The 19851-nt window shown below is 56.1% G+C and carries 17 protein-coding genes; 6 read left to right on the top strand and 11 right to left on the bottom strand.

Going from position 1 to position 19851, the window contains the following annotated elements:
- Window position 1: 1 nt before the first annotated feature.
- The 3 genes from ubiE to udp form a co-directional block, all read right to left on the bottom strand.
- On the bottom strand, window positions 2–757 hold the full coding sequence (gene ubiE, locus J2X14_RS20180) for a bifunctional demethylmenaquinone methyltransferase/2-methoxy-6-polyprenyl-1,4-benzoquinol methylase UbiE (RefSeq protein WP_352412925.1): 756 nt from the start codon (window positions 755–757) through the stop codon (window positions 2–4).
- 79 nt (window positions 758–836) lie between these two features.
- Complete coding sequence (gene rmuC / locus J2X14_RS20175) at window positions 837–2378, bottom strand: DNA recombination protein RmuC (protein WP_352412924.1); 1542 nt, start codon at window positions 2376–2378, stop codon at window positions 837–839.
- A gap of 151 nt (window positions 2379–2529) precedes the next feature.
- Window positions 2530–3294, bottom strand: coding sequence for a uridine phosphorylase (udp, locus tag J2X14_RS20170; RefSeq protein WP_352412923.1), 765 nt, complete (start codon window positions 3292–3294; stop codon window positions 2530–2532).
- 279 nt (window positions 3295–3573) lie between these two features.
- Between udp and J2X14_RS20165 the strand changes: the two genes are divergently transcribed.
- Window positions 3574–4413, top strand: a complete 840-nt coding sequence (locus J2X14_RS20165; protein ID WP_352412922.1) for a dienelactone hydrolase family protein — start codon at window positions 3574–3576, stop codon at window positions 4411–4413.
- 45 nt (window positions 4414–4458) lie between these two features.
- On the opposite strand, the gene metE is transcribed toward J2X14_RS20165, so the two are convergent.
- A complete protein-coding gene (gene metE / locus J2X14_RS20160; protein ID WP_352412921.1) occupies window positions 4459–6729 on the bottom strand; it encodes a 5-methyltetrahydropteroyltriglutamate--homocysteine S-methyltransferase in 2271 nt (756 codons plus the stop codon).
- A 232-nt stretch (window positions 6730–6961) separates the two neighbouring features.
- Between metE and metR the strand changes: the two genes are divergently transcribed.
- Window positions 6962–7885, top strand: a complete 924-nt coding sequence (gene metR, locus J2X14_RS20155) for an HTH-type transcriptional regulator MetR (protein WP_352412920.1) — start codon at window positions 6962–6964, stop codon at window positions 7883–7885.
- A 148-nt stretch (window positions 7886–8033) separates the two neighbouring features.
- Here metR and J2X14_RS20150 read toward each other — a convergent pair whose 3' ends face one another.
- Window positions 8034–8879 (bottom strand): carboxylate/amino acid/amine transporter, encoded by an 846-nt coding sequence (locus J2X14_RS20150; protein WP_352412919.1) that lies wholly within the window; start codon window positions 8877–8879, stop codon window positions 8034–8036.
- A 368-nt stretch (window positions 8880–9247) separates the two neighbouring features.
- Between J2X14_RS20150 and glpT the strand changes: the two genes are divergently transcribed.
- Complete coding sequence (glpT, locus tag J2X14_RS20145; RefSeq protein ID WP_352412918.1) at window positions 9248–10603, top strand: glycerol-3-phosphate transporter; 1356 nt, start codon at window positions 9248–9250, stop codon at window positions 10601–10603.
- A gap of 145 nt (window positions 10604–10748) precedes the next feature.
- On the opposite strand, the gene yigL is transcribed toward glpT, so the two are convergent.
- Both yigL and pldB read right to left on the bottom strand, forming a co-directional pair.
- Entirely contained in the window at window positions 10749–11549 is an 801-nt protein-coding gene (yigL, locus tag J2X14_RS20140; RefSeq protein ID WP_352412917.1) for a sugar/pyridoxal phosphate phosphatase YigL, read from the bottom strand.
- A 48-nt stretch (window positions 11550–11597) separates the two neighbouring features.
- Window positions 11598–12590 (bottom strand): lysophospholipase L2, encoded by a 993-nt coding sequence (pldB, locus tag J2X14_RS20135; RefSeq protein WP_352412916.1) that lies wholly within the window; start codon window positions 12588–12590, stop codon window positions 11598–11600.
- A gap of 99 nt (window positions 12591–12689) precedes the next feature.
- Here pldB and rhtB point away from each other — a divergent pair, with 99 nt between their 5' ends.
- Window positions 12690–13313: a homoserine/homoserine lactone efflux protein gene (gene rhtB / locus J2X14_RS20130; RefSeq protein ID WP_352412915.1), complete on the top strand. Its 624-nt coding sequence runs from the start codon at window positions 12690–12692 to the stop codon at window positions 13311–13313.
- 277 nt (window positions 13314–13590) lie between these two features.
- Here the strand turns inward: rhtB and rhtC are convergent, their stop codons facing one another.
- The 3 genes from rhtC to pldA all read right to left on the bottom strand — a co-directional run bounded on the left by rhtC (window position 13591) and on the right by pldA (window position 17155).
- Window positions 13591–14220: a threonine export protein RhtC gene (gene rhtC, locus J2X14_RS20125; protein ID WP_352412914.1), complete on the bottom strand. Its 630-nt coding sequence runs from the start codon at window positions 14218–14220 to the stop codon at window positions 13591–13593.
- Between the two features lie 132 nt (window positions 14221–14352).
- Window positions 14353–16179, bottom strand: a complete 1827-nt coding sequence (recQ, locus tag J2X14_RS20120) for an ATP-dependent DNA helicase RecQ (RefSeq protein ID WP_352412913.1) — start codon at window positions 16177–16179, stop codon at window positions 14353–14355.
- A 97-nt stretch (window positions 16180–16276) separates the two neighbouring features.
- A complete protein-coding gene (pldA, locus tag J2X14_RS20115; protein WP_352412912.1) occupies window positions 16277–17155 on the bottom strand; it encodes a phospholipase A in 879 nt (292 codons plus the stop codon).
- A gap of 190 nt (window positions 17156–17345) precedes the next feature.
- On the opposite strand from pldA, the gene J2X14_RS20110 reads away from it, so the two are divergent.
- Window positions 17346–17816, top strand: coding sequence for a thioesterase family protein (locus J2X14_RS20110; RefSeq protein WP_352412911.1), 471 nt, complete (start codon window positions 17346–17348; stop codon window positions 17814–17816).
- 59 nt (window positions 17817–17875) lie between these two features.
- Window positions 17876–18775: an EamA family transporter RarD gene (gene rarD, locus J2X14_RS20105; protein WP_352412910.1), complete on the top strand. Its 900-nt coding sequence runs from the start codon at window positions 17876–17878 to the stop codon at window positions 18773–18775.
- Here the strand turns inward: rarD and J2X14_RS20100 are convergent.
- The gene (locus tag J2X14_RS20100; protein ID WP_352412909.1) at window positions 18755–19801 is read right to left on the bottom strand and encodes an AbrB family transcriptional regulator; all 1047 of its coding nucleotides are present in this window, start codon (window positions 19799–19801) and stop codon (window positions 18755–18757) included. The genes rarD and J2X14_RS20100 overlap by 21 nt on opposite strands.
- Window positions 19802–19851: the final 50 nt, after the last annotated feature.

Here is a 19851-nt window from a genome sequence, read left to right as displayed (position 1 = left end):
CTTAAAACTTGAACCCACGGTGCAGAGCGACAATCCCGCCCGTCAGGTTGTGATACGAAGTGTTTTCGAAACCGGCATCCATCATCATCGACTTTAACGTCTCCTGATCGGGATGCATGCGGATCGATTCCGCCAGATAGCGATAGCTTTCAGCATCTTTCGCCACCAGCTCGCCGATACGCGGCAACACATGGAATGAGTAAGCGTCGTACACTTTACTCACGGGTTCCAGTACCGGTTTAGAAAACTCCAGAACCAACAAACGTCCGCCTGGCTTCAGAACGCGAAACATCGAGGCGAGCGCCTTCTCTTTTTCCGTTACGTTACGCAGGCCGAAAGAGATGGTGATGCAATCGAAATAGTTATCCGGGAAAGGCAGCGCTTCAGCATTCGCTTGTACATAATTGACGTTGCCGATAACGCCGTTGTTGCGCAGCTTTTCACGGCCCATTTTCAGCATGGAACTGTTAATGTCCGCCAGCACAACCTGCCCGGTATCGCCAACCAGACGGGAAAATTTTGCGGTTAAATCGCCGGTGCCACCGGCCAAATCCAACACGCGTTGCCCACGGCGCACGCCGCTGCAATCAATAGTGAAACGCTTCCAGATACGATGGATACCCATCGACATCAAATCGTTCATCAGATCATATTTGGCGGCAACGGAATGAAATACGCCCGCTACCATGTCCGCTTTTTCGTCTTTAGCTACGGTACGAAAACCGAAATGTGTCGTGTCCCTGGATTCATCTGCCATCTGCTTCACCTGCTCCACAATCAAATATCTTTGCAGTGTAACAGAGTACCCGTAGTCAGGCACGTGAGCCCGGCGTTATTCATCGTTGCCGAATGCTGTCGTGCCACGCCACAGCGCCCTGTTGCGGCGCGCTTTCCGCCCCGATGCGCGCCGACTCTTCGTCGTCCGCGCTTCCGGCCTCCGGCAGCGCCTGCTCCACCAGCCTTGGGTTAATACTGCGCTTTATTTCCACGCCCAGATGCCGAAAACCTTCGCTCTGGGCAATCAGGTTGCCACGCCCCTGCGAAAGCTTTTTCATCGCCTGATTATAGCTTTCCTGCGCTCTGTCGAGATGCTGTCCCATGCTGGTCATATCATCCACAAACAGCCGCATTTTATCGTATAACCGCGCGGCGCGATCGGCGATACGCTGCGCGTTGCGGCTCTGATGCTCATAGCGCCAGAGGTTATTAATGGTACGCAGCGCCACCAGCAGCGTGGTTGGGCTAACCAGCATAATATTGTGCTTCAGGGCTTCGCTAATCAGCTCCGGCTGACGATCTATCGCCAGCAAAAAGGCAGGCTCAATAGGGATAAACATCAACACATAATCCAGCGAGCGTAAACCGGGCAATTGTTGATAATCTTTACGGCTGAGCAGACGAATGTGGCCGCGAATAGCGGTGATATGCTCGCCGATCGCCTGCTCACGCGTGGCTTCATCATCGGCGTTAAAATAGCGCTCATAGGCGACCAGCGTCATTTTCGCGTCGATCACCACATCTTTGCCCTGTGGCAAACGCACAATCACGTCCGGCTGCATGCGGCTTTGCGCATCAACCTGAATATTCACCTGCGTTTCATATTCATGCCCGTCGCGCAGGCCGGAAGCCTCCAGCACGCGGCTCAGCACCACTTCGCCCCAGTTTCCCTGGGTTTTATTGTCGCCTTTCAGCGCTTTGGTGAGATTGATCGCCTCCTGCGCCATTTGCGCATTCAGCTGCTGTAGGTTGCGAATTTCATGCGTCAGCGTATGACGCTCACGCGCTTCCTGACCAAAGCTTTCCTGCACCTGACGACGGAAGCCGTCCAGCTGCTCACGCAGCGGCGTAATCAGCCCGTTCAGGCTTTGACGGTTTTGTTCATCAACGCGACGGCCGCTCTGTTCAAAAATTCGGTTGGCGAGATTCTCAAACTGCGCGCTCAGACGCTGTTCGCTATTGGTTAGCAGACGCTGTTTCTCTTCAGCGGCGAGGCGGGTCTCTTCGAGGCGGATAGTGACTTCACGCAGTTCCGCTTCCTGCGCGCTGTTGACCTCCAGCTGATTACGCAGTTCACGGCTGAGCTGTTCGCTCTCATTACGCCAGTAGTCAAAATGCTGGAGCTTTTCCTGGGCGGCGGTCAGCGCGCCATGCAGCTGACGCAGCTCTTTGTCGCGCAGCTGTTGCTGCTGTTGTTCCGCCTGACGCTGCTGCTGCTGTTGCGCTTCCTGCTGCTTTGCCTGCGCCAACGCCTGCTCCAACAGACGCCGCTCCGTTTCCTGCGCGGCCAGCTGCCCGGCAATGCGAAAATGCGCAAACAGCCAACCGGCCAGCACACCGGCCAGCGCCAAAGCGATCCCAACAATAAGCTGGTTATCCACCGCACCCTCTCCTTCCTGCTACAAACAGAGCCAAGGTAGAGGCGCACTGTATCAATGTCCAGATAAAAAACGGGCTGACAATAAGCCAGCCCTGAAAACACCGTTCGCCCTTCACCGGGGCGGCGTAAACCTTTCGCCACGGCGCGGAAAATTACGCCAGCAGGCGGCGCGCGGCATCCACCACAATCGCTACCGCGTTACTTTCGGTCTGCTTCATGGTCGCGGCGTCAGGAATCTCTTTTTGCGTACGGTTAACGATCACGCCAGCTACCATCCCGGCGCGCAGGCCCTGGCTGGCGCACATGGTTAACAGCGTCGCGGACTCCATCTCATAGTTCAGCACGCCCATCTGCTGCCACTCTTTCATGGAGCCCTGGAAACGGCTCACCACGCGACCCGAGAAGGTGTCATAACGCTCCTGGCCTGGGTAGAAGGTATCAGAGGAGGCGGTCACGCCAATGTGCGGCGTGTTGCCAGCGGCTTTCGCCGCCTCAACCAGCGCGGTAGTACAGGCGAAATCGGCAACGGCTGGAAACTCCATCGGCGCAAAGTGCAGGCTGGCACCATCCAGACGCACCGCCGCCGTGGTCACCAGTACATCACCGACATTAATATCGGGCTGGATCGCGCCGGTGGTACCAACACGCAGGAAAGTACGGATGCCCAGCTGGGCCAGTTCTTCCACGGCAATAGAGGTCGAAGGGCCGCCGATACCGGTTGAGCAGACAATCACCGCTTTGCCATCCAGCTCAGCACGCCAGCTGGTAAACTCACGGTGCGAAGCCAGCGCCTGGGGATTATCCATCAGCGACGCAATCTTTTTCACGCGCTCCGGATCGCCCGGCACAATCGCCAGCGTCGCGCCCTGCAAGTCTGCTTTAGTTAGTCCTAAATGAAACACATCTGACTGGGCCATAACCCCTCCTGAGAAAATTCACCTGTTGGCGGCTACTCTACGGTAAGCCCGCTAAAAAATATGTGAGATTAATCACTTCAGAAAATGAAAGTTACATTCACCTTAAAAAATAACGTGATAACAATCACATTAAAGCACTCTGCTTCACCGGTTTGCTACAAGTTGCTGTGTGTATTTATCCAGCAGAATGTTAAAGAGAAAGCGGACATGCAGGCCGGAGCCTTTGGCTGATTTTGGCTATAGTTACCGGATTGCGCTAATAGCAGCACGGAGATAACAATGAAAACCGAAAACAACCTGGGCGAAAAACAGGGCGATAACGGGTTCGCCCCGGCCGTATCGCCAACCGCCGCGACAACCATTATTACGCACAACGACGCCATCCAGGGCGGCGAAACCACCATCAATACGCAGGGCGAAAATATGCCCGCCTGGTATGCGCGCCCGAAAGAGGCCAACGGCCCGCTGCCGGTAGTGCTGGTGGTACAGGAGATTTTTGGCGTACATGAGCATATCCGCGATATTTGCCGTCGTCTGGCGGCGGAAGGCTATCTGGCGGTGGCGCCGGAGCTTTATTTCCGCCAGGGCGATCCCAGCGAATATAGCGACATTCAGCAATTACTGAAAAACATCGTCAGTAACGTGCCTGATGCGCAGGTGCTGGCGGATCTCGATCACGTTGCCAACTGGGCGGCAAAACATGGCGGTGATATGCGCAATATGGCAATTACCGGCTTTTGCTGGGGCGGCCGCATTGTCTGGCTTTATGCGGCGCACAATCCGCAGCTGAAGGCGGGCGTCGCCTGGTATGGCCGTCTGACCGGCGAAAAAACCCTGAAACAGCCAACGCACCCGATTGATGCTGCCGTTGATTTAAACGCGCCGGTGCTGGGCCTGTATGGCGCAAAAGATGAAGGTATTCCGCTGGAAAGCGTTGATTCAATGCGGCAGGCGCTGCATGCGGCTAACGCCACGGCGGAAATTATCGTTTACCCGGAAGCCGGACACGCGTTTAACGCCGATTATCGTCCGAGCTACCATGAAGAATCAGCCAAAGATGGTTGGCAACGTATGCTCGCCTGGTTCCATCAATATGGCGTGAAGCCTGCCGATCGGTAAAAAAAAGGGGCGCTTAGCGCCCCTGTTGGTATCAACACGTTGAAATCAACGATTTTCCGCACGCAGTTTCTGCGCTGCCTGCACCATATTCGCCAGCGCCAGGCGCGTTTCGGTCCAGCCACGGGTTTTCAGGCCGCAGTCCGGGTTCACCCACAGACGCTCTACCGGAATACGCTGCGCCGCTTTACGCAGCAGCGCTTCCATCCATTCGACGTCAGGCACGTTCGGCGAGTGAATGTCATACACGCCCGGGCCAATTTCATTCGGATATTCAAACTCTTCAAAAGATTCCAACAGTTCCATATCGGAACGTGACGTTTCGATAGTAATCACATCCGCATCCAGCGCGGCGATGGAATCCATGATGTCGTTGAACTCGCAGTAACACATATGGGTGTGGATCTGGGTATCATCCTGCGCCACGGCGGCGTTAAGGCGGAACGCGTCCACGGCCCAGGTCAGATAGGCGGCCCAGTCAGACTTACGCAGCGGCAAGCCTTCACGCAGCGCCGGTTCGTCAATCTGGATAATCCCGATGCCCGCTTTTTCCAAATCTGCCACTTCGTCACGCAGCGCCAGCGCAATCTGTTTGGCGATGGTTTCACGTGAAACGTCCTCACGCGGGAAAGACCAGCAAAGAATGGTGACCGGGCCGGTCAGCATGCCTTTTACCGGCTTGCTGGTCAGCGACTGGGCATATTTCGCCCACTCAACGGTAATCGCTTCCGGACGGCTGACATCGCCAATAATCACCGGCGGCTTCACGCAGCGGGAACCGTAGCTCTGTACCCAGCCGTTTTGCGTAAAAACAAAACCGTCCAGATGCTCGCCGAAGTATTCCACCATGTCGTTACGCTCAGCTTCTCCATGCACCAGCACATCCAGCCCCAGACGCTCCTGCTCGGCGATCGCCTGCTTAATATGCTCAGCAATGCCGGTGCGATAGTGATTGCCGTCAAGGCGTCCCTGTTTGAAATCAAGACGCAGGCCGCGGATCTCGGTGGTTTGCGGGAAGGAGCCAATGGTGGTGGTTGGCCATGCCGGTAGCTGGAAACGCTGGCGCTGTGCCTGAGCGCGCTCGCTATAGCTGCTTTGACGCTCGCTGTCCTGAGCGTTGATCGCTGCCAGTCGCTGTGCCACCGCCGCGTTATGCACGCGAGAAGAGTGACGGCGGGCGCGAATCGGTGCGCTCCAGGCTTCCAGCGCGGCCGCATCATTATTGTTCAGCGCCTGGCTCAGCAGCGCCAGCTCGCCGCACTTCTGCAACGCGAAGGAGAACCAACTTTTTACTTCCTCATCCAGACGGGTTTCGCTATTGAGATCGATAGGGCTGTGCAGCAGCGAGCAGGAAGAGCCGAGCCACAGCTGCTGACGCTGGCTTACCAGCGGTTGCAGGCGCTCGAACCAGCTGCTGAGATCGGCACGCCAGACGTTACGGCCGTTGATCACGCCCACGGAGAGCAGCCATGAGGCGGGAATCTGCTGATTCAGGCTGGCGATATCGTCCTGCCCATGAACCAGATCCACATGCAGGCCCTGCACCGGCAGCGCACGAATGGTATTGATGTTCTGACCAATACTGTCGAAATAGGTGGTTAACAGCAGTTTGCTCTGCCCCTGCAGCGCCTCATAAGCCGGTTTAAAGGCATCCAGCCACACCTGCGGCAGCTCCAGCACCAGCGCGGGCTCATCAATTTGCACCCATTCAATGTCACGCTTCGCCAGCTCAGCCAGCACCTGCTGATAAACCGGCAGGATATCGTTCAGCAGCGTCAGACGATCGAACTGCTCGCCTTTGACTTTGCCCAGCCACAGATAGGTCACCGGCCCCAGCAGCACCGGCTTCACTTTGTGACCCAGCGCCAGCGCCTCATCCACTTCATCCAGCAGCTGCGTCCAGCTCAGGCGAAACTGCTGACCTTTACTGAATTCCGGCACCATGTAGTGATAGTTGGTGTTAAACCATTTAGTCATTTCAGCGGCAGCGGCAGGCTCGCCGGTTGGCGCACGACCACGGCCGATACGGAACAGCGTGTCCAGATCCACCGAACCGTCCGTGTTCTGATGGCGCGCCGGAACGTTACCGAGCAGCAGGCTGGTGGTCAGAACATGATCGTACCAGGCGAAATCGCCTACCGGCAGCAAATCCACGCCCGCTTCTTTTTGCTGTTGCCAGTGGCGAGCGCGCAGTTCGCGGCCCACTGCCAGCAAATCTTGCTGGCTGCTGTTACCAGCCCAGTAGCTTTCCTGCGCTTTTTTCAGTTCACGGCGCAGGCCGACACGAGGAAAGCCGAGCGTATGATTCAAAATGGTCATGCTGTTTCTCCATTAAAGCGTAATGAGTTGGCGGTATCGGCACAGCCAGTTTACGTACGACCAGCGCATCAACCGGGGCGCGGTGCCGTTTCTCGGGTTACAAACCCTGCCCGAACGTAAAATGGCGGGCCGATCAAGATGTTTAGCCGTCCAGATGTTTACACCGCTATAATCTGCAGGTAGTGTATATTCCTCAAGCGCAAATTGTTCATTATCGATGTGAAGGACTCTCATGATCGAAATCAGGCACCTGCGAACGCTGCAGGCTCTCAGGAATACCGGCTCTCTGGCCGCAGCGGCGGCGCAGCTTCATCAGACGCAGTCGGCGTTATCTCATCAATTCAGCGATCTGGAGCAACGCCTCGGTTTCCGCCTGTTTGTACGCAAAAGTCAGCCGCTGCGCTTTACGCCGCAGGGAGAGATATTGTTGCAGCTGGCGGAACAGGTGCTGCCGCAGATTCAGCAGGCGCTACAGGCCTGCCATGAGCCGCATCAGGCTACGCTGCGCATCGCCATTGAATGTCACAGCTGTATTCAGTGGCTGACGCCCGCGCTGGATACTTTCCGGCAAAGCTGGCCGCAGGTGATCATGGACTTTAAATCGGGCGTCACCTTCGATCCGCAGCCTGCGCTACAGCAGGGCGAGCTGGATGTGGTGCTGACATCAGATATTCTGCCGCGTAGCGGATTGCACTATTCGCCGATGTTTGATTTCGAGGTGCGTCTGGTGCTGGCGCCGGATCATCCACTGGCGAAGGTTGCCACCATCACGCCGGAAGATTTAGCGCATGAAGTGTTGATGATTTATCCGGTGCAGCGTCAGCGGCTGGATATCTGGCGACATTTCTTGCAGCCCGCAGGCGTCAGCCCGGCGCTGAAAAGCGTCGATAACACGCTGCTGCTGGTACAGATGGTGGCGGCGCATATGGGCATCGCCGCCCTGCCGCACTGGGTGGTGGAAAACTTTGAGCGTCAGGGATTGATCACTACCAAAACGCTGGGTGCAGGTTTATGGAGCCGTCTCTACGCGGCGGTGAGGGATGGCGAACAGCGCCAGCCGGTGATTGACGGATTTATTCGCTCGGCGCGCCAGCACGCCTGTCAGCATCTGCCGTTTGTGCGCGATGCCTCGCGTAGTGCGTTGCCAACAGGATAAATTTTCATGTTGGGCGGCCCGCTAACCCGCCCGCTGCGGTTGCCTTTTCAGTCAGCTAATTAATAAAAATCTGACCCACACCGTAATCCGCATAATCCTTTTCAAGAGAAAAGCATACCGGCGTAATGGTTAACGCCGGTCGTTTCGCTTAGCGCACCCAGCGTCGATGTATCCACAACGAGGCGACAATCAATCCGCCGCCAACAATGAATGACGGCCAGTCCGGCCGCTCCTGCCAGATAGCCAGGTTAACCAGCAGCCCCGCCGGAACATGCATATTATTCATAATGCCCAGCGTACCGGCATCAACCTGCGTCGCGCCGTAGTTCCACATAAAGTAACCCAGCCCCGATGCGGCGATGCCCAACCAAATCAGAATGCCCCATTGCAGATGGGTAGTAGGTAACTTCTGCGGATTGCCCCACAAAAACCACGCCACGATCGCGACCAGCACCGCGCCCATATAGAACCAGGAAAAAGCGGTATGCTGCGGCATCGGACGCGTTTCCTGCAGGCGTTTATAGCCCACCATGCCGATAGCAAAACAGATATTGGCCAGCTGTACCAGAATCAAACCCGTCCAGAAGTGGTCGCTGATTTGGTCATAGCGAATAATTGCCGCACCCAGCACCGCTAACAGCGCGCTAAACAGATAGCCGATGCGTACGCCCCGCCCGCTGAGCAGATCGTAAATCAACGTGACGTAAAGCGGCGTCATGACGGTGAACAGCAGGAATTCCGGCACGCTCAGATAGAGATAGGCTTCAAAGCTCAGCAGATACATAACGCCCAGCTGCATCATGCCCACCAGCATATAGAGCATCAGCGTCGAGGCGCGATACCCGCGCCAGCGCAGAAAAGGCAGAAACACCAGCGCCGCCAGGACCAGGCGCACCAGCACGGAAAATACGCTGTCCACCTGCCCCGCCAGGTAAACCCCAATCAGGCTGAATGAGAAGGCCCACAAAATAGTGGTGATGATCAGTAACGCCACAAGAGAGATCCCATAATTAAACAGAGCGCCATTGTAACGGAATGCGCTTGTGCGTTAGTGACTATCTGGTTGACATCTGTTTATTTATCCGCCGACTACTGCTTTTCATTGGGTGATACGCGAAAGCGAAAAAGTTTCCCGATCAAATAAACCCGCTCCTTTGCGCTGCTAAAGCGCCACTAAAAGCGTTTTTTGTGACATATCCATAACACATCGTCATAAAAATGTAACATTTGCGCCCTTCCTCACAACCGCCGTTTTCGCCAGTGCCTATCCTTTGCGCGAAATAGAACATCCGTTAGTCAAATATCTCTTTTTGCTCATTTCATGGGCGTTTAAAACCATTTTGTGTCTCTGGAGACCTTTTTATGCTTAGCGTTTTTAAGCCAGCACCGCATCAATCCCCTGTGGCGGCGGATCGCACCGATCCGCTTTACCGCCGTTTGCGTTGGCAGATTTTCATCGGCATCTTTTTTGGCTATGCCGCTTATTATCTGGTGCGCAAGAATTTTGCGCTGGCGATGCCCTATCTGGTGGAACAGGGCTTTTCGCGCGGCGATCTCGGCTTTGCGCTTTCCGGCATTTCTATCGCCTACGGCTTTTCAAAATTTATTATGGGCTCAGTCTCTGACCGCTCAAACCCTCGCTTTTTCCTGCCTGCCGGGCTGATTTTGGCCGCGCTGGTGATGCTGGTGATGGGCTTTGTCCCCTGGGCGACCTCCAGCATTCTGGTGATGTTTACGCTGCTGTTTCTCTGCGGCTGGTTTCAGGGCATGGGCTGGCCGCCCTGCGGACGTACCATGGTTCACTGGTGGTCGCAGAAAGAGCGCGGCGGCATTGTTTCCGTCTGGAACTGCGCGCATAACGTTGGCGGCGGTATCCCTCCTCTGCTGTTCTTGCTGGGGATGGCGTGGTTCAACGACTGGAAAGCGGCGTTCTATATGCCCGCGTTTACCGCTATCGCTATCGCCCTGATCGCGTTTGCGTTGATGCGCGATACGCCGCAGTCTTGCGGCCTGCCGCCGATTGAAGAGTACAAAAACGATTACCCGCCCGACTACAACGCGCAGCATGAACAGGAGTTAACGGCGAAACAGATTTTTATGCAGTACATCCTGCCGAATAAACTGCTGTGGTATATCGCGTTGGCTAACGTGTTCGTTTACCTGCTGCGCTACGGTATTCTCGACTGGTCACCGACTTATCTGAAAGAGGTGAAGCATTTCGCGCTGGATAAATCCTCCTGGGCCTATTTCCTGTATGAATATGCGGGCATCCCCGGCACGCTGCTGTGCGGCTGGATGTCGGATAAAGTGTTTAAAGGCAATCGCGGCGCGACCGGCGTGTTCTTTATGACGCTGGTGACCATCGCTACGGTGGTTTACTGGCTCAACCCGGTCGGCAACCCAGGTATCGATATGGCCTGCATGATCGTTATCGGCTTTTTGATTTATGGGCCAGTGATGCTGATCGGGCTGCACGCGCTGGAGCTGGCACCGAAAAAGGCGGCCGGCACCGCAGCGGGCTTTACCGGCTTGTTCGGCTATCTTGGCGGTTCGGTCGCGGCCAGCGCGATCGTTGGCTATACCGTTGACTATTTCGGCTGGGACGGCGGTTTTCTGGTGATGATCGGCGGCTGCGTGCTGGCGGTTATTCTGCTGTTGCTTACCATGTTTAGTGAAAACCGGCATAAAAAACAGCTGCAGCAGGAAGGGAACAAATGAAAGGGTTACTGTTCGGCGCGCTGTATCACCCGGCGCAGGTTGAAGGGCTGTTTACTGATTTCCCCGATAAGGCGCGACGGTTTTTAGATGGTTAATCATCACTGCCGGGGCGGCCGCTGAGACCGTCCCGGCAGTGATCGACCGATCAGCCTAAAAAGAGTTCACGCAGCTTATGCGGCACGGCATCTTCCGCATTGCTGCCAATCACTTCCATTTCCGGCAACAGATCTTTCAGGCGCTGATGCGCGTTGCGCATGATGTAGCCTTTCCCGGCCATGATCAGCATCTCTTTATCATTCATGCCGTCGCCAAAGGAGATCGAGGATGCCAGCGAGTAGCCCAGCAGTTTAGAGACCTCTTCCAGCGCGTGTCCTTTTGACACGCCGCCCGCCATCACTTCCAGGCAGGTGGGGAAAGAGAAGCTAACGTTAACCCGATCGCCCCAACGTGCCAGAATCGCTTCTTCCAGCGGCACCAGTTTTTCCGCATCGTCACAGATAAAAAAGACTTTGCTGATGCCGTCAGTGGGCAACAGGCCCGGCTGATAAACCTGATAGGTGAAAACGGATTCGCGGAAGTAGCGCTCTTCTTCGGGGCGATGACGGTTAAGGAACCACTCATCATCACGGTAGACGTTGGTCAGAATATCGGGATCGTCATACTTAAGCGTGTAGAGTTCACGCGCAATATCTTCATCCAGATTATGGCTGAAAATCAGCTCACCGGCGGTGTTGTGTACGCGCGCGCCGTTGGAGGTGATCATATAAGCTTCAATTTCCAGGCTATCCCGCATCTGTGAAACATCGACATGATGACGACCCGTGGCGAAAACAAAGTGTACGCCGCGCGCGGTGAGCAAGCGCAGCGTCTCTTTCGTGTAAGGCGTTAAGCGATGATCGGGAGAAAGCAGGGTGCCATCCAGATCGGAAGCGACTACGTGGTACATGAAAACCTCTGGTTAGGAAGAGAGTGATAAGGTTCTGAGTGGTGCAATTTATTCATGCCGTGCAAAGAAATCGACGATGGCATGTAAAGCTTCGGCGCGCATAGCGTCTTTTTCAAACAGGATCTCATGACGCGCGCCTTCAATAATATAGGGTTTGCCGCCTTCACAGGGATGACCGGCCGCCTGCATTGCCGCGCAGAACAGGTCCTGCGAACGGTTATCCACTACTTTGTCGTCCCCGGCCTGCAGCAGCAGCAGCGGCGTGCTGATGGCGGCCGCTTTGCTAAGGATGTTTTGTCCTGCCTGAATGCCTTCGCGCACCCAATGATAGGTTGGCCCGCCGACCCGAAGCGCGGGATCATCCGCATAGAAGCGCAGGCTGCGTTTGTAGCGTTCGCGGCTGTGCGTTAGCACGTTAAGGCGGAACGGACGCACGCGCCATTTGCCGGTTCCCAGCGCATAGCCTTCGCGCATGGATGGCCGTTTTTCCGCCCAGTTAAGGATGCGGTGCGCCATCCAGTCCGGCATCGGCAAATAGATGCCAAACATAGGCGAAGCCAGTACCGCGGCATTGAATGCGGCAGGATTGCGCGCCAGCAGCAGCGTCAGGATCGCGCCGCCCATGGAGTGCGCCAGCGCATAACGCTGCCGATAGTGCCCGGCAATCACTTCTTTCAGGTAAAGCGTTTCAAGATCATCCACATAATGATCGAAGTGAACCACATGACCGCGATGCGCATCTTGCAGTAGCCGACCTGAGCGCCCCTGCCCACGATGGTCAACAATGATGACATCGTAGCCGCAGTGCCAGAGATCGTAGGCCAGTTCAGGATATTTGACGTAGCTTTCGATGCGCCCCGGCACGATAAGGATGATTTTGTCGTGTTGTGGCGAGGTGAAGCGCACGTAGCGAATCGGCACATTTTCTACGCCGATGAATTCACACTCTTCGCGCTGACGCCAGAAATCAAGCAGCGGCCCGGTAGCAAAGGCGGCAAACGCCTGTTCGCGTGTTGGCCAGTGATGTTTATGACTGGTCATAGCTCGACTCCCTTAACGCTTCCGGCATTTTGCCGCCGTAGCGCAACCGCTGGCAATGGCGTATTGTGGCATAATTCTGCATGTTCAGGGAGCCTTACCATGACTATCGAGTGGTGGATGACGTATCTGTTAACTACCGTGATTCTTAGCCTGTCGCCCGGTTCAGGGGCGATAAATACCATGAGTACCAGTATTAGCCATGGCTATCGCGGCGCAGCGGCGTCGATTGCCGGTCTGCAGGTTGGGTTGGGCGCGCATATTGTGCTGGTGGGGATTGGCCTGGGCGCGTTGTTTTCCCGTTCGCTGTTGGCGTTTGAGGTTTTAAAGTGGGCGGGCGCGGCCTATTTGGTTTGGCTGGGTATTCAGCAGTGGCGCGCGGCCGGGGCGATCGATTTGGATGCGGTGTCGCAGGCTACGCCGCGCCGTCGTTTGTTTCAGCGCGCGGTGTTGGTGAATTTGACCAATCCCAAGAGTATTGTTTTTCTCGCCGCGCTGTTTCCGCAGTTTGTTATTCCACATCAGCCGCAGGCGATGCAGTATTTGGTTTTAGGCGTGACGACGGTGGTGGTGGATGTGATCGTGATGATCGGTTACGCCGCGCTGGCGCGCCGCATTGGGGTGTGGATTAAGGGGCCGCATCAGATGAAGTTGTTGAATCGGGTGTTTGGCGGGCTGTTTGTGGCGGTGGGCGCGCTGTTGGCTTCCGCACGGCGGATGGCTTAGCGGGCGCTTTGGTGTACTAGTTGCGGTCAGCGGCGATTGCGCTGGTGTATTGGTTGCGGTCAGCGGCATCAAGTCTGGCGCTTTGTTTCCGCTCAGCGGGGGCAGGCTGCTACGTAAAGACGCCGTGAATCCATCCCTGGAGGCTCCGCCGCGTCATCCATGACGCGGAGGCTTTACTCCGCAGTCTGCCCCCGCTTCCCTGGCTTTCGTGTTTGCCGCTTCCCTGGCATTCGTGTTCGCCGCTTCCCTTCCTTTACTACTCGATCAAAGGCCGCACCTAGCGAGAAAGGATCAGATGGATGCCGAAACCGGCGAAAAGCACGCCCGCCATACCGTCGATCCATTTCGCCATGCGCTGATATTGGCGGCGCATCCAGGGAAGCGCAAACACCGCAGCCACCAGGGTAAACCAGGCGAACGTTTCGCTGATAATCAATACAAACAGACCCCAACGCGCTCCGGCGGCAACATCGTCGCCGACAAACAGAGAAAACACGCTGCCGAAATAGATAACCGCTTTAGGGTTAGAGAGGTTGGTCAGGAAGCCTTTCAGGAAACTGTGCCCTTTTTTGGCCAGTTCCACCTGTACTTCCGCGTTGTCCGCTGCCGGTTGAAGATGCTGACGACGCGCCGAACGCATAAGCTGCCAGCCCAGCCAGGTGAGATAAAGCCCGCCGCACACCATAATCACTTCGTGCAGCCACGCCATTTTTTGCAGGATAAGATGTAACCCCATCAACGCGACGCCAGCCCAGATAACAATACCCAGCGTAATACCCAGCACGCCCATCATCGCCTCTTTACGAGAACGGCTGGCGGCGGTTTGCGAAACAAAAAAGAAGTCTGGCCCCGGGCTCATCAGTGCGACTAAATGCACTGCGGCGACGGTAAGAAAAAGCGCGAGCATAACAGTTTCCTTGCCGATAGTTGAAACGGGAGAGCCAGTTGGCTATCCCGGGAACCGGTGATTATTACGCTAAAGGCTTTTTAGGTCATCTGCTATTTGCGGCGAGCACTTTGCGTGCAGTAGGGCGCGGTTTTACTCTTCGCCATCCACATGTTCGCGGATCATCACCAGGAACGGCTTACCAAAACGTTCCAGCTTACGGTGCCCGACGCCGTTGACGCTGAGCATTTCCGATGCGGTAATCGGCATCTGCTCCGCCATCTCAATCAGCGTCGCATCGTTAAACACCACGTAAGGCGGAATATTCTCTTCATCAGCAATCGCTTTACGTAGCTTACGCAGCTTGGCGAACAGCTTGCGATCGTAATTGCCGCCGTAGCTTTTCTGGTTGTTATATTTCGCCTTCACGGTAATCAGACGCGGCACGGCCAGCATCAGCGGCGCTTCTCCGCGTAAAATCGGACGCGCCGCTTCGGTAAGCTGTAGCGCTGAATGTAGCGTGATGTTCTGCGCTACCAGACCTAAATGGATGAGCTGACGCAGCACGCTGACCCAATGTTCGTGGCTTTGCTCGCGACCAATACCGTAAACCGGCAGCTTATCGTGCCCCTGATCGCGGATGCGCTGGTTGCTGGCGCCGCGTAGCACCTCCACTACATAGCCCATGCCGAAGCGCTGGCCGACGCGGTAAATGGTAGAGAGCGCCTTTTGCGCCTCAACCAGGCCATCGTAGCGGCGCGGCGGATCGAGACAAATATCGCAGTTGCCGCACGGCTGCTGACGGCCTTCGCCAAAATAGTTCAGCAGCACCAGGCGACGACAGGTTTGCGCCTCAGCGAAAGCGCCCATCGCATTCAGCTTATGGCGTTCAATATCCTGTAGCGGGCCGGGCGCTTTCTCTTCCAGACAGCGGCGCAGCCAGGCCATATCCGCCGGATCGTAAAGCAGCATCGCTTCGGCAGGCAGGCCGTCACGTCCGGCACGTCCGGTTTCCTGATAATAGGATTCGATATTACGTGGAATATCAAAATGCACCACGAAGCGGACGTTGGGCTTGTTGATGCCCATGCCGAAGGCCACGGTCGCCACTACGATCTGCAAATCGTCGCGCTGAAACGCTTCCTGCACCTGGGCACGATGCGCGTTGTCCATGCCAGCATGGTAGGCTCCCACGCTCAGGCCACGGCTTTGCAGGCGAGCGGCGGTATCTTCAACTTTTGCCCGGCTGTTGCAGTAAATAATGCCGCTTTTACCGCGCTGATCCTGCACATAACGCAGCAGCTGCTCGGTTGGCTTAAATTTTTCCACCAGCATGTAGCGGATGTTGGGCCGGTCAAAGCTGCTGATTTGGATCAGCGGGTCGTCCAGCTGTAGCAACCGGACAATATCATTACGGGTGGTTTCGTCGGCGGTGGCCGTCAGCGCCATCACCGGCAGCGCAGGAAAGCGCTGACGCAGCTGGCCCAGCGCGCCATACTCAGGACGGAAATCGTGACCCCACTGAGAAATACAGTGTGCTTCGTCCACCGCCAGCATCGCCGGATTCCAGCGCGTCAGGCTGTCGAGGAAGTTATCCATCATCAGACGTTCCGGCGCGATATAGAGCAGGCGCACCTCGCCGCTGCGGCATCCCGCCATCACCGCCTGCTGCTCTTCGCGCGTTTGCGAGGAGTTCAGGCACGCCGCCGCCACGCCGTTCGCCAGCAGCTGATCGACCTGATCTTTCATCAGTGAGATCAGCGGCGAGACGACCAGCGTCAGGCCTTCGCGTAGCAAAGCCGGAATTTGATAACAGAGCGATTTCCCGCCGCCGGTGGGCATCACCACCAGACAATCCCGGCCGCTCAGCGACGCCTGAATGATGGTTTGCTGCCCGGGGCGAAACTGCTGATAGCCGAAGGTATCGCGTAATACCTGTTCAGCCAGCGCTTCGTGATTGATTACTGCCGCCGTAGACACGTCTTCCCCGTATTGCACTGCATAATGATGACTTGACGGGCGGCGTGCCGCCCGAAGAGAGAATAGCGATATGACAGGCCCGTCAGGCGGGCCCGGATCAGAACATATCGTTTAAGGTTACGCCCATGCCAACGCGCGTCTGGCGGTGATTATAATCGATTAACGATTCGCCATAGCCACTAAATACCTGCGTATAAAAACGCACATGTTCGCTGATCGGATAGCTCCAGCCCAGCTCCGCGCCGCCGTAACCGCTGTTCCAGTTATAGTTGCCCTGAATGCTGAAAATGCTGTCGCCCATCTGGTAACCCAGCTTGGCGCGATAGTAACCCATGTATTTGGTGATATCAGAGTTATCATCTTTATCGGCATTTTCTGACAAACGAAACCAGGGCTTAATTTCCGCAAGGAAGTTGCCGTTTTTCGCCATTAAACGCGCATAAACGCGGTTCCAGCTGCGGGAAGTGGGATCGGAGCGTCCGTTCGACTGATGGTTAAAGCCCAGTTCCACATCGCGCAACGTCCAGCCAGCGAACGAGTAATCAGTGGCCCATCCGAGAAAAATTTGTGGTTCGTAGTTGGTTTCACGGAAAGGCGAAGACTCGCCGCTATTAGAGAGCTGCCAAAAAGAGCGTTGCGTATAAGACGCAGCCAGCACCGAATTGTCGCCCAGAATCCCGCGCCATAAAGGAAACGCCAGGCTAATCTGGAATTCTACCTCATCCTTTTTCGCATTATCAGCCCAGTCATAGGATTCAATGCCCTCTTTATTGAGGTCGCTGGTCCATGTATAGAGCAGATAGTTACGTTCATAAGGATAAAGCACAAAAGGATTATCGTGTCTTTCCAACAGGTTAGCGATAATACTGCCGCTTACTGCGGGGGCGTCATGCACATCCTTGATTGTGGCCTCTTCTGCCTGCGCCAGGGCGGGCACTAATAAAGCCGCCGCAACTAATCCTCTTAGCATCCGCATACTGTCTGTTCTCCGGTAAAGCGCTGTGTCATATAAAGGCTATTACGTAAAAAGCAGGCCATTCTACACACAATTCACCGATGAATTCAGCGCTGTTTTCTGAAAGTGGAAAGCAGGTTCCTGGCAGCATAGAATACACAACTTGTTAACATCAGTGCATATCACGATCGTGCTTCAGGAAAACCCTTTTATGTCAGAGACTCAGTTAAATTCAGCGGCGGCGCGTCAGCTTATTGGCGAGATTTTTGTTTATCACATGCCTTTTAATCAGGCGCTGGGCCTGGAGCTGAAACGCCTTGAATCCGATTACGCTGAACTGCGTTTCGCCAATAAAACCATGCTGGTCGGCAATGCCGCGCAGCAGATTTTACACGGCGGCGTTATCGCCTCGGTGCTGGATGTCGCGGCCGGTTTGGTCTGCGTCACCAGTTCGCTGACGCGGCAGGAAAGCATCACCGAACAGGAACTGCGCCAGCGGCTGGCGCGTATGGGCACCATCGATCTGCGTGTGGATTATCTGCGCCCCGGACGCGGCGAGCACTTTATTGCCGCCAGTAGCCTGTTACGCGCTGGCAACAAAATATCCGTGGCGCGCGTGGAGCTGCATAACGATGCGGGCGTCCATATCGCCAGCGCCACTGCAACCTATCTGGTCGGCTAATTTTCACCGCCGCGTCAGCTTTTCCTTTACACTGACGCCTTTACCCCGAGAACAACGTGATGGATACACAACAAACGCGCCAGGGCATTCTGTGCGCGCTCTGCGCTTATTTTATCTGGGGCATCGCGCCCGCCTATTTCAAACTGATTCAGCAGGTTGCGCCTGGCGAGATCATGACGCATCGCGTGATCTGGTCGGCGCTGTTTATGCTGGGGCTGATTTCCGCCACCCGCAGCTGGCGGCGCGTGAAAACAGTGATCCAGCAGCCGAAGAAAGTGCTGTTGCTGGCGGTTTCCGCCACGCTGGTCGGCGGTAACTGGCTGCTGTTTATCTGGGCGGTGAATAATCACCATATGCTGGAAGCCAGCCTGGGATATTTTATTAATCCCCTGCTTAACGTGGTGATCGGCATGCTGTTTCTTGGTGAGCGCTTTCGGCGCATGCAGTGGATAGCGGTGGCGCTGGCAACCTGCGGCGTGCTGGTGCAGCTGTGGAAATTTGGTTCACTGCCGGTTATCGCGCTGGGGCTGGCGTTGAGCTTTTCCCTGTACGGTTTGGTGCGCAAGAAAATTGCGGTAGATGCCCAGAGCGGAATGTTGATTGAAACGCTGTGGCTGTTCCCGCTGGCGTCGCTTTATCTGTTTGGCATCGCCGACAGCGCCACCAGCCATCTCGGCAACAATAGCGCTTCGCTGAACCTGCTGCTGATCGCTGCGGGCGTGGTGACCACCATCCCGCTGATGCTGTTTACCGCTGCCGCCACGCGCCTGCGCCTTTCGACGCTGGGCTTTTTCCAGTATCTCGGCCCGACGCTGATGTTCCTGCTGGCAGTGCTGTTTTATGGCGAGATCATGACGCCAGATAAAGCGGTTACCTTTGGCTTTATCTGGCTGGCATTGGCGCTGTTTATTATCGATGCGCTCTATACGCTGCGTCGGTCAGGCGCGCGCAAAGCGTGAGATAAAGCGCGCCAGCGCTGGACCGGTCATTAAAATGGTAAACAAACGCAGCGTTTGCAGCGCCATGACGAAAGCCATATCGACGCGGCTTCCCGCCGCGATAATCGCAACGGTGTCCAGCCCGCCAGGGCTGGTTGCCAGATAAGCGGTCATCAAATCAATCGGCAGCAGCTGGGTTAGCACCCATGCCATTGCGCCGCATAACAGCATCAGCCCGATAATCGACGCCAGCATCTGCGGCAACGTGCGCAGCGCCAGGCGGAAAATCGGCCGGGTAAAGCGCAGGCCCGCCGTCCAGCCGATCAGCGCATAGGCACCCGCCAGCAGCCACTCCGGCACCTGTAACATCACCGTACCGCTGCTTTGCAGCGTCGCGCCTAACAGCGCAGGCAGCAGCAATGCACCGGAAGGAATGCGAAACAGCTGCCCCAAAAACGCGCCCAGTAACATCACGCCCAATGTGATAACGAAACGCATATCCAGCGGCGGAAACCACTCCAGCGCCGCGGCGCTTTGCGCGTTATCGCCCAGCCCGGCGCGCGCCACCAGTGCCGCCGCCGTCGCGACAAACAGCACGCGCAGGTATTGCATAAAGGCCACCAGACGCACATCGGCGCCGTAGTCGCCCGCCATCGCCACCATTGCCGACGCGCCGCCGGGAGAGGAGCCCCAGGCGCCGGTCGGGCCCGGCAGATCGCTGTAACGCACCAGCAGAAAACCAGAAAGGCCGCTGGCCGCCAGGGTCATCAACAGTACCGCCAGCACTACCGGCCAGTCGGCAAGCAGCGTATCGATAATCGATGGCGAGAGGCTCTGACCAATCATGCAGCCCAGCACCGCCTGGCAGAGAATAACCAGCCGTTTATTGATACGCAGCGTAGTGCCCAGCAGGCCCATCGCCACGCCGACGATCATCGGGCCCAGCAGCAGCGCGGCTGGCACATGAAAGTATTGCAGGATAAAACCCAGCAGCAGAGATGCGCTAAGCAGGAAGGTCCATTGCAGCTTCGGTGAAAGGTGTTCCATAGCGCAGAGAGGTCGCAGCAGGTTGAAAAACGTAAGGTTACGCACAACCC

Origin of the sequence: Mixta sp. BE291 (genome assembly GCF_031457955.1) — a bacterium.
Taxonomy (GTDB): domain Bacteria; phylum Pseudomonadota; class Gammaproteobacteria; order Enterobacterales; family Enterobacteriaceae; genus Mixta.
This window is presented reverse-complemented; position numbering and strand designations above follow the sequence as displayed.

Bases quoted from the DNA above. Each gene is read 5' to 3' on its own strand.
- metE (WP_352412921.1), bottom strand. From the start codon at position 6,729: ATGACCATTTTGAATCATACGCTCGGCTTTCCTCGTGTCGGCCTGCGC.
- rhtB (WP_352412915.1), top strand. From the start codon at position 12,690: ATGACTATCGAGTGGTGGATGACGTATCTGTTAACTACCGTGATTCTT.
- glpT (WP_352412918.1), top strand. From the start codon at position 9,248: ATGCTTAGCGTTTTTAAGCCAGCACCGCATCAATCCCCTGTGGCGGCG.
- metR (WP_352412920.1), top strand. From the start codon at position 6,962: ATGATCGAAATCAGGCACCTGCGAACGCTGCAGGCTCTCAGGAATACC.
- udp (WP_352412923.1), bottom strand. From the start codon at position 3,294: ATGGCCCAGTCAGATGTGTTTCATTTAGGACTAACTAAAGCAGACTTG.
- pldA (WP_352412912.1), bottom strand. From the start codon at position 17,155: ATGCGGATGCTAAGAGGATTAGTTGCGGCGGCTTTATTAGTGCCCGCC.
- ubiE (WP_352412925.1), bottom strand. From the start codon at position 757: ATGGCAGATGAATCCAGGGACACGACACATTTCGGTTTTCGTACCGTA.
- J2X14_RS20110 (WP_352412911.1), top strand. From the start codon at position 17,346: ATGTCAGAGACTCAGTTAAATTCAGCGGCGGCGCGTCAGCTTATTGGC.
- yigL (WP_352412917.1), bottom strand. From the start codon at position 11,549: ATGTACCACGTAGTCGCTTCCGATCTGGATGGCACCCTGCTTTCTCCC.
- rarD (WP_352412910.1), top strand. From the start codon at position 17,876: ATGGATACACAACAAACGCGCCAGGGCATTCTGTGCGCGCTCTGCGCT.
- pldB (WP_352412916.1), bottom strand. From the start codon at position 12,590: ATGACCAGTCATAAACATCACTGGCCAACACGCGAACAGGCGTTTGCC.
- J2X14_RS20100 (WP_352412909.1), bottom strand. From the start codon at position 19,801: ATGGAACACCTTTCACCGAAGCTGCAATGGACCTTCCTGCTTAGCGCA.
- rhtC (WP_352412914.1), bottom strand. From the start codon at position 14,220: ATGCTCGCGCTTTTTCTTACCGTCGCCGCAGTGCATTTAGTCGCACTG.
- J2X14_RS20165 (WP_352412922.1), top strand. From the start codon at position 3,574: ATGAAAACCGAAAACAACCTGGGCGAAAAACAGGGCGATAACGGGTTC.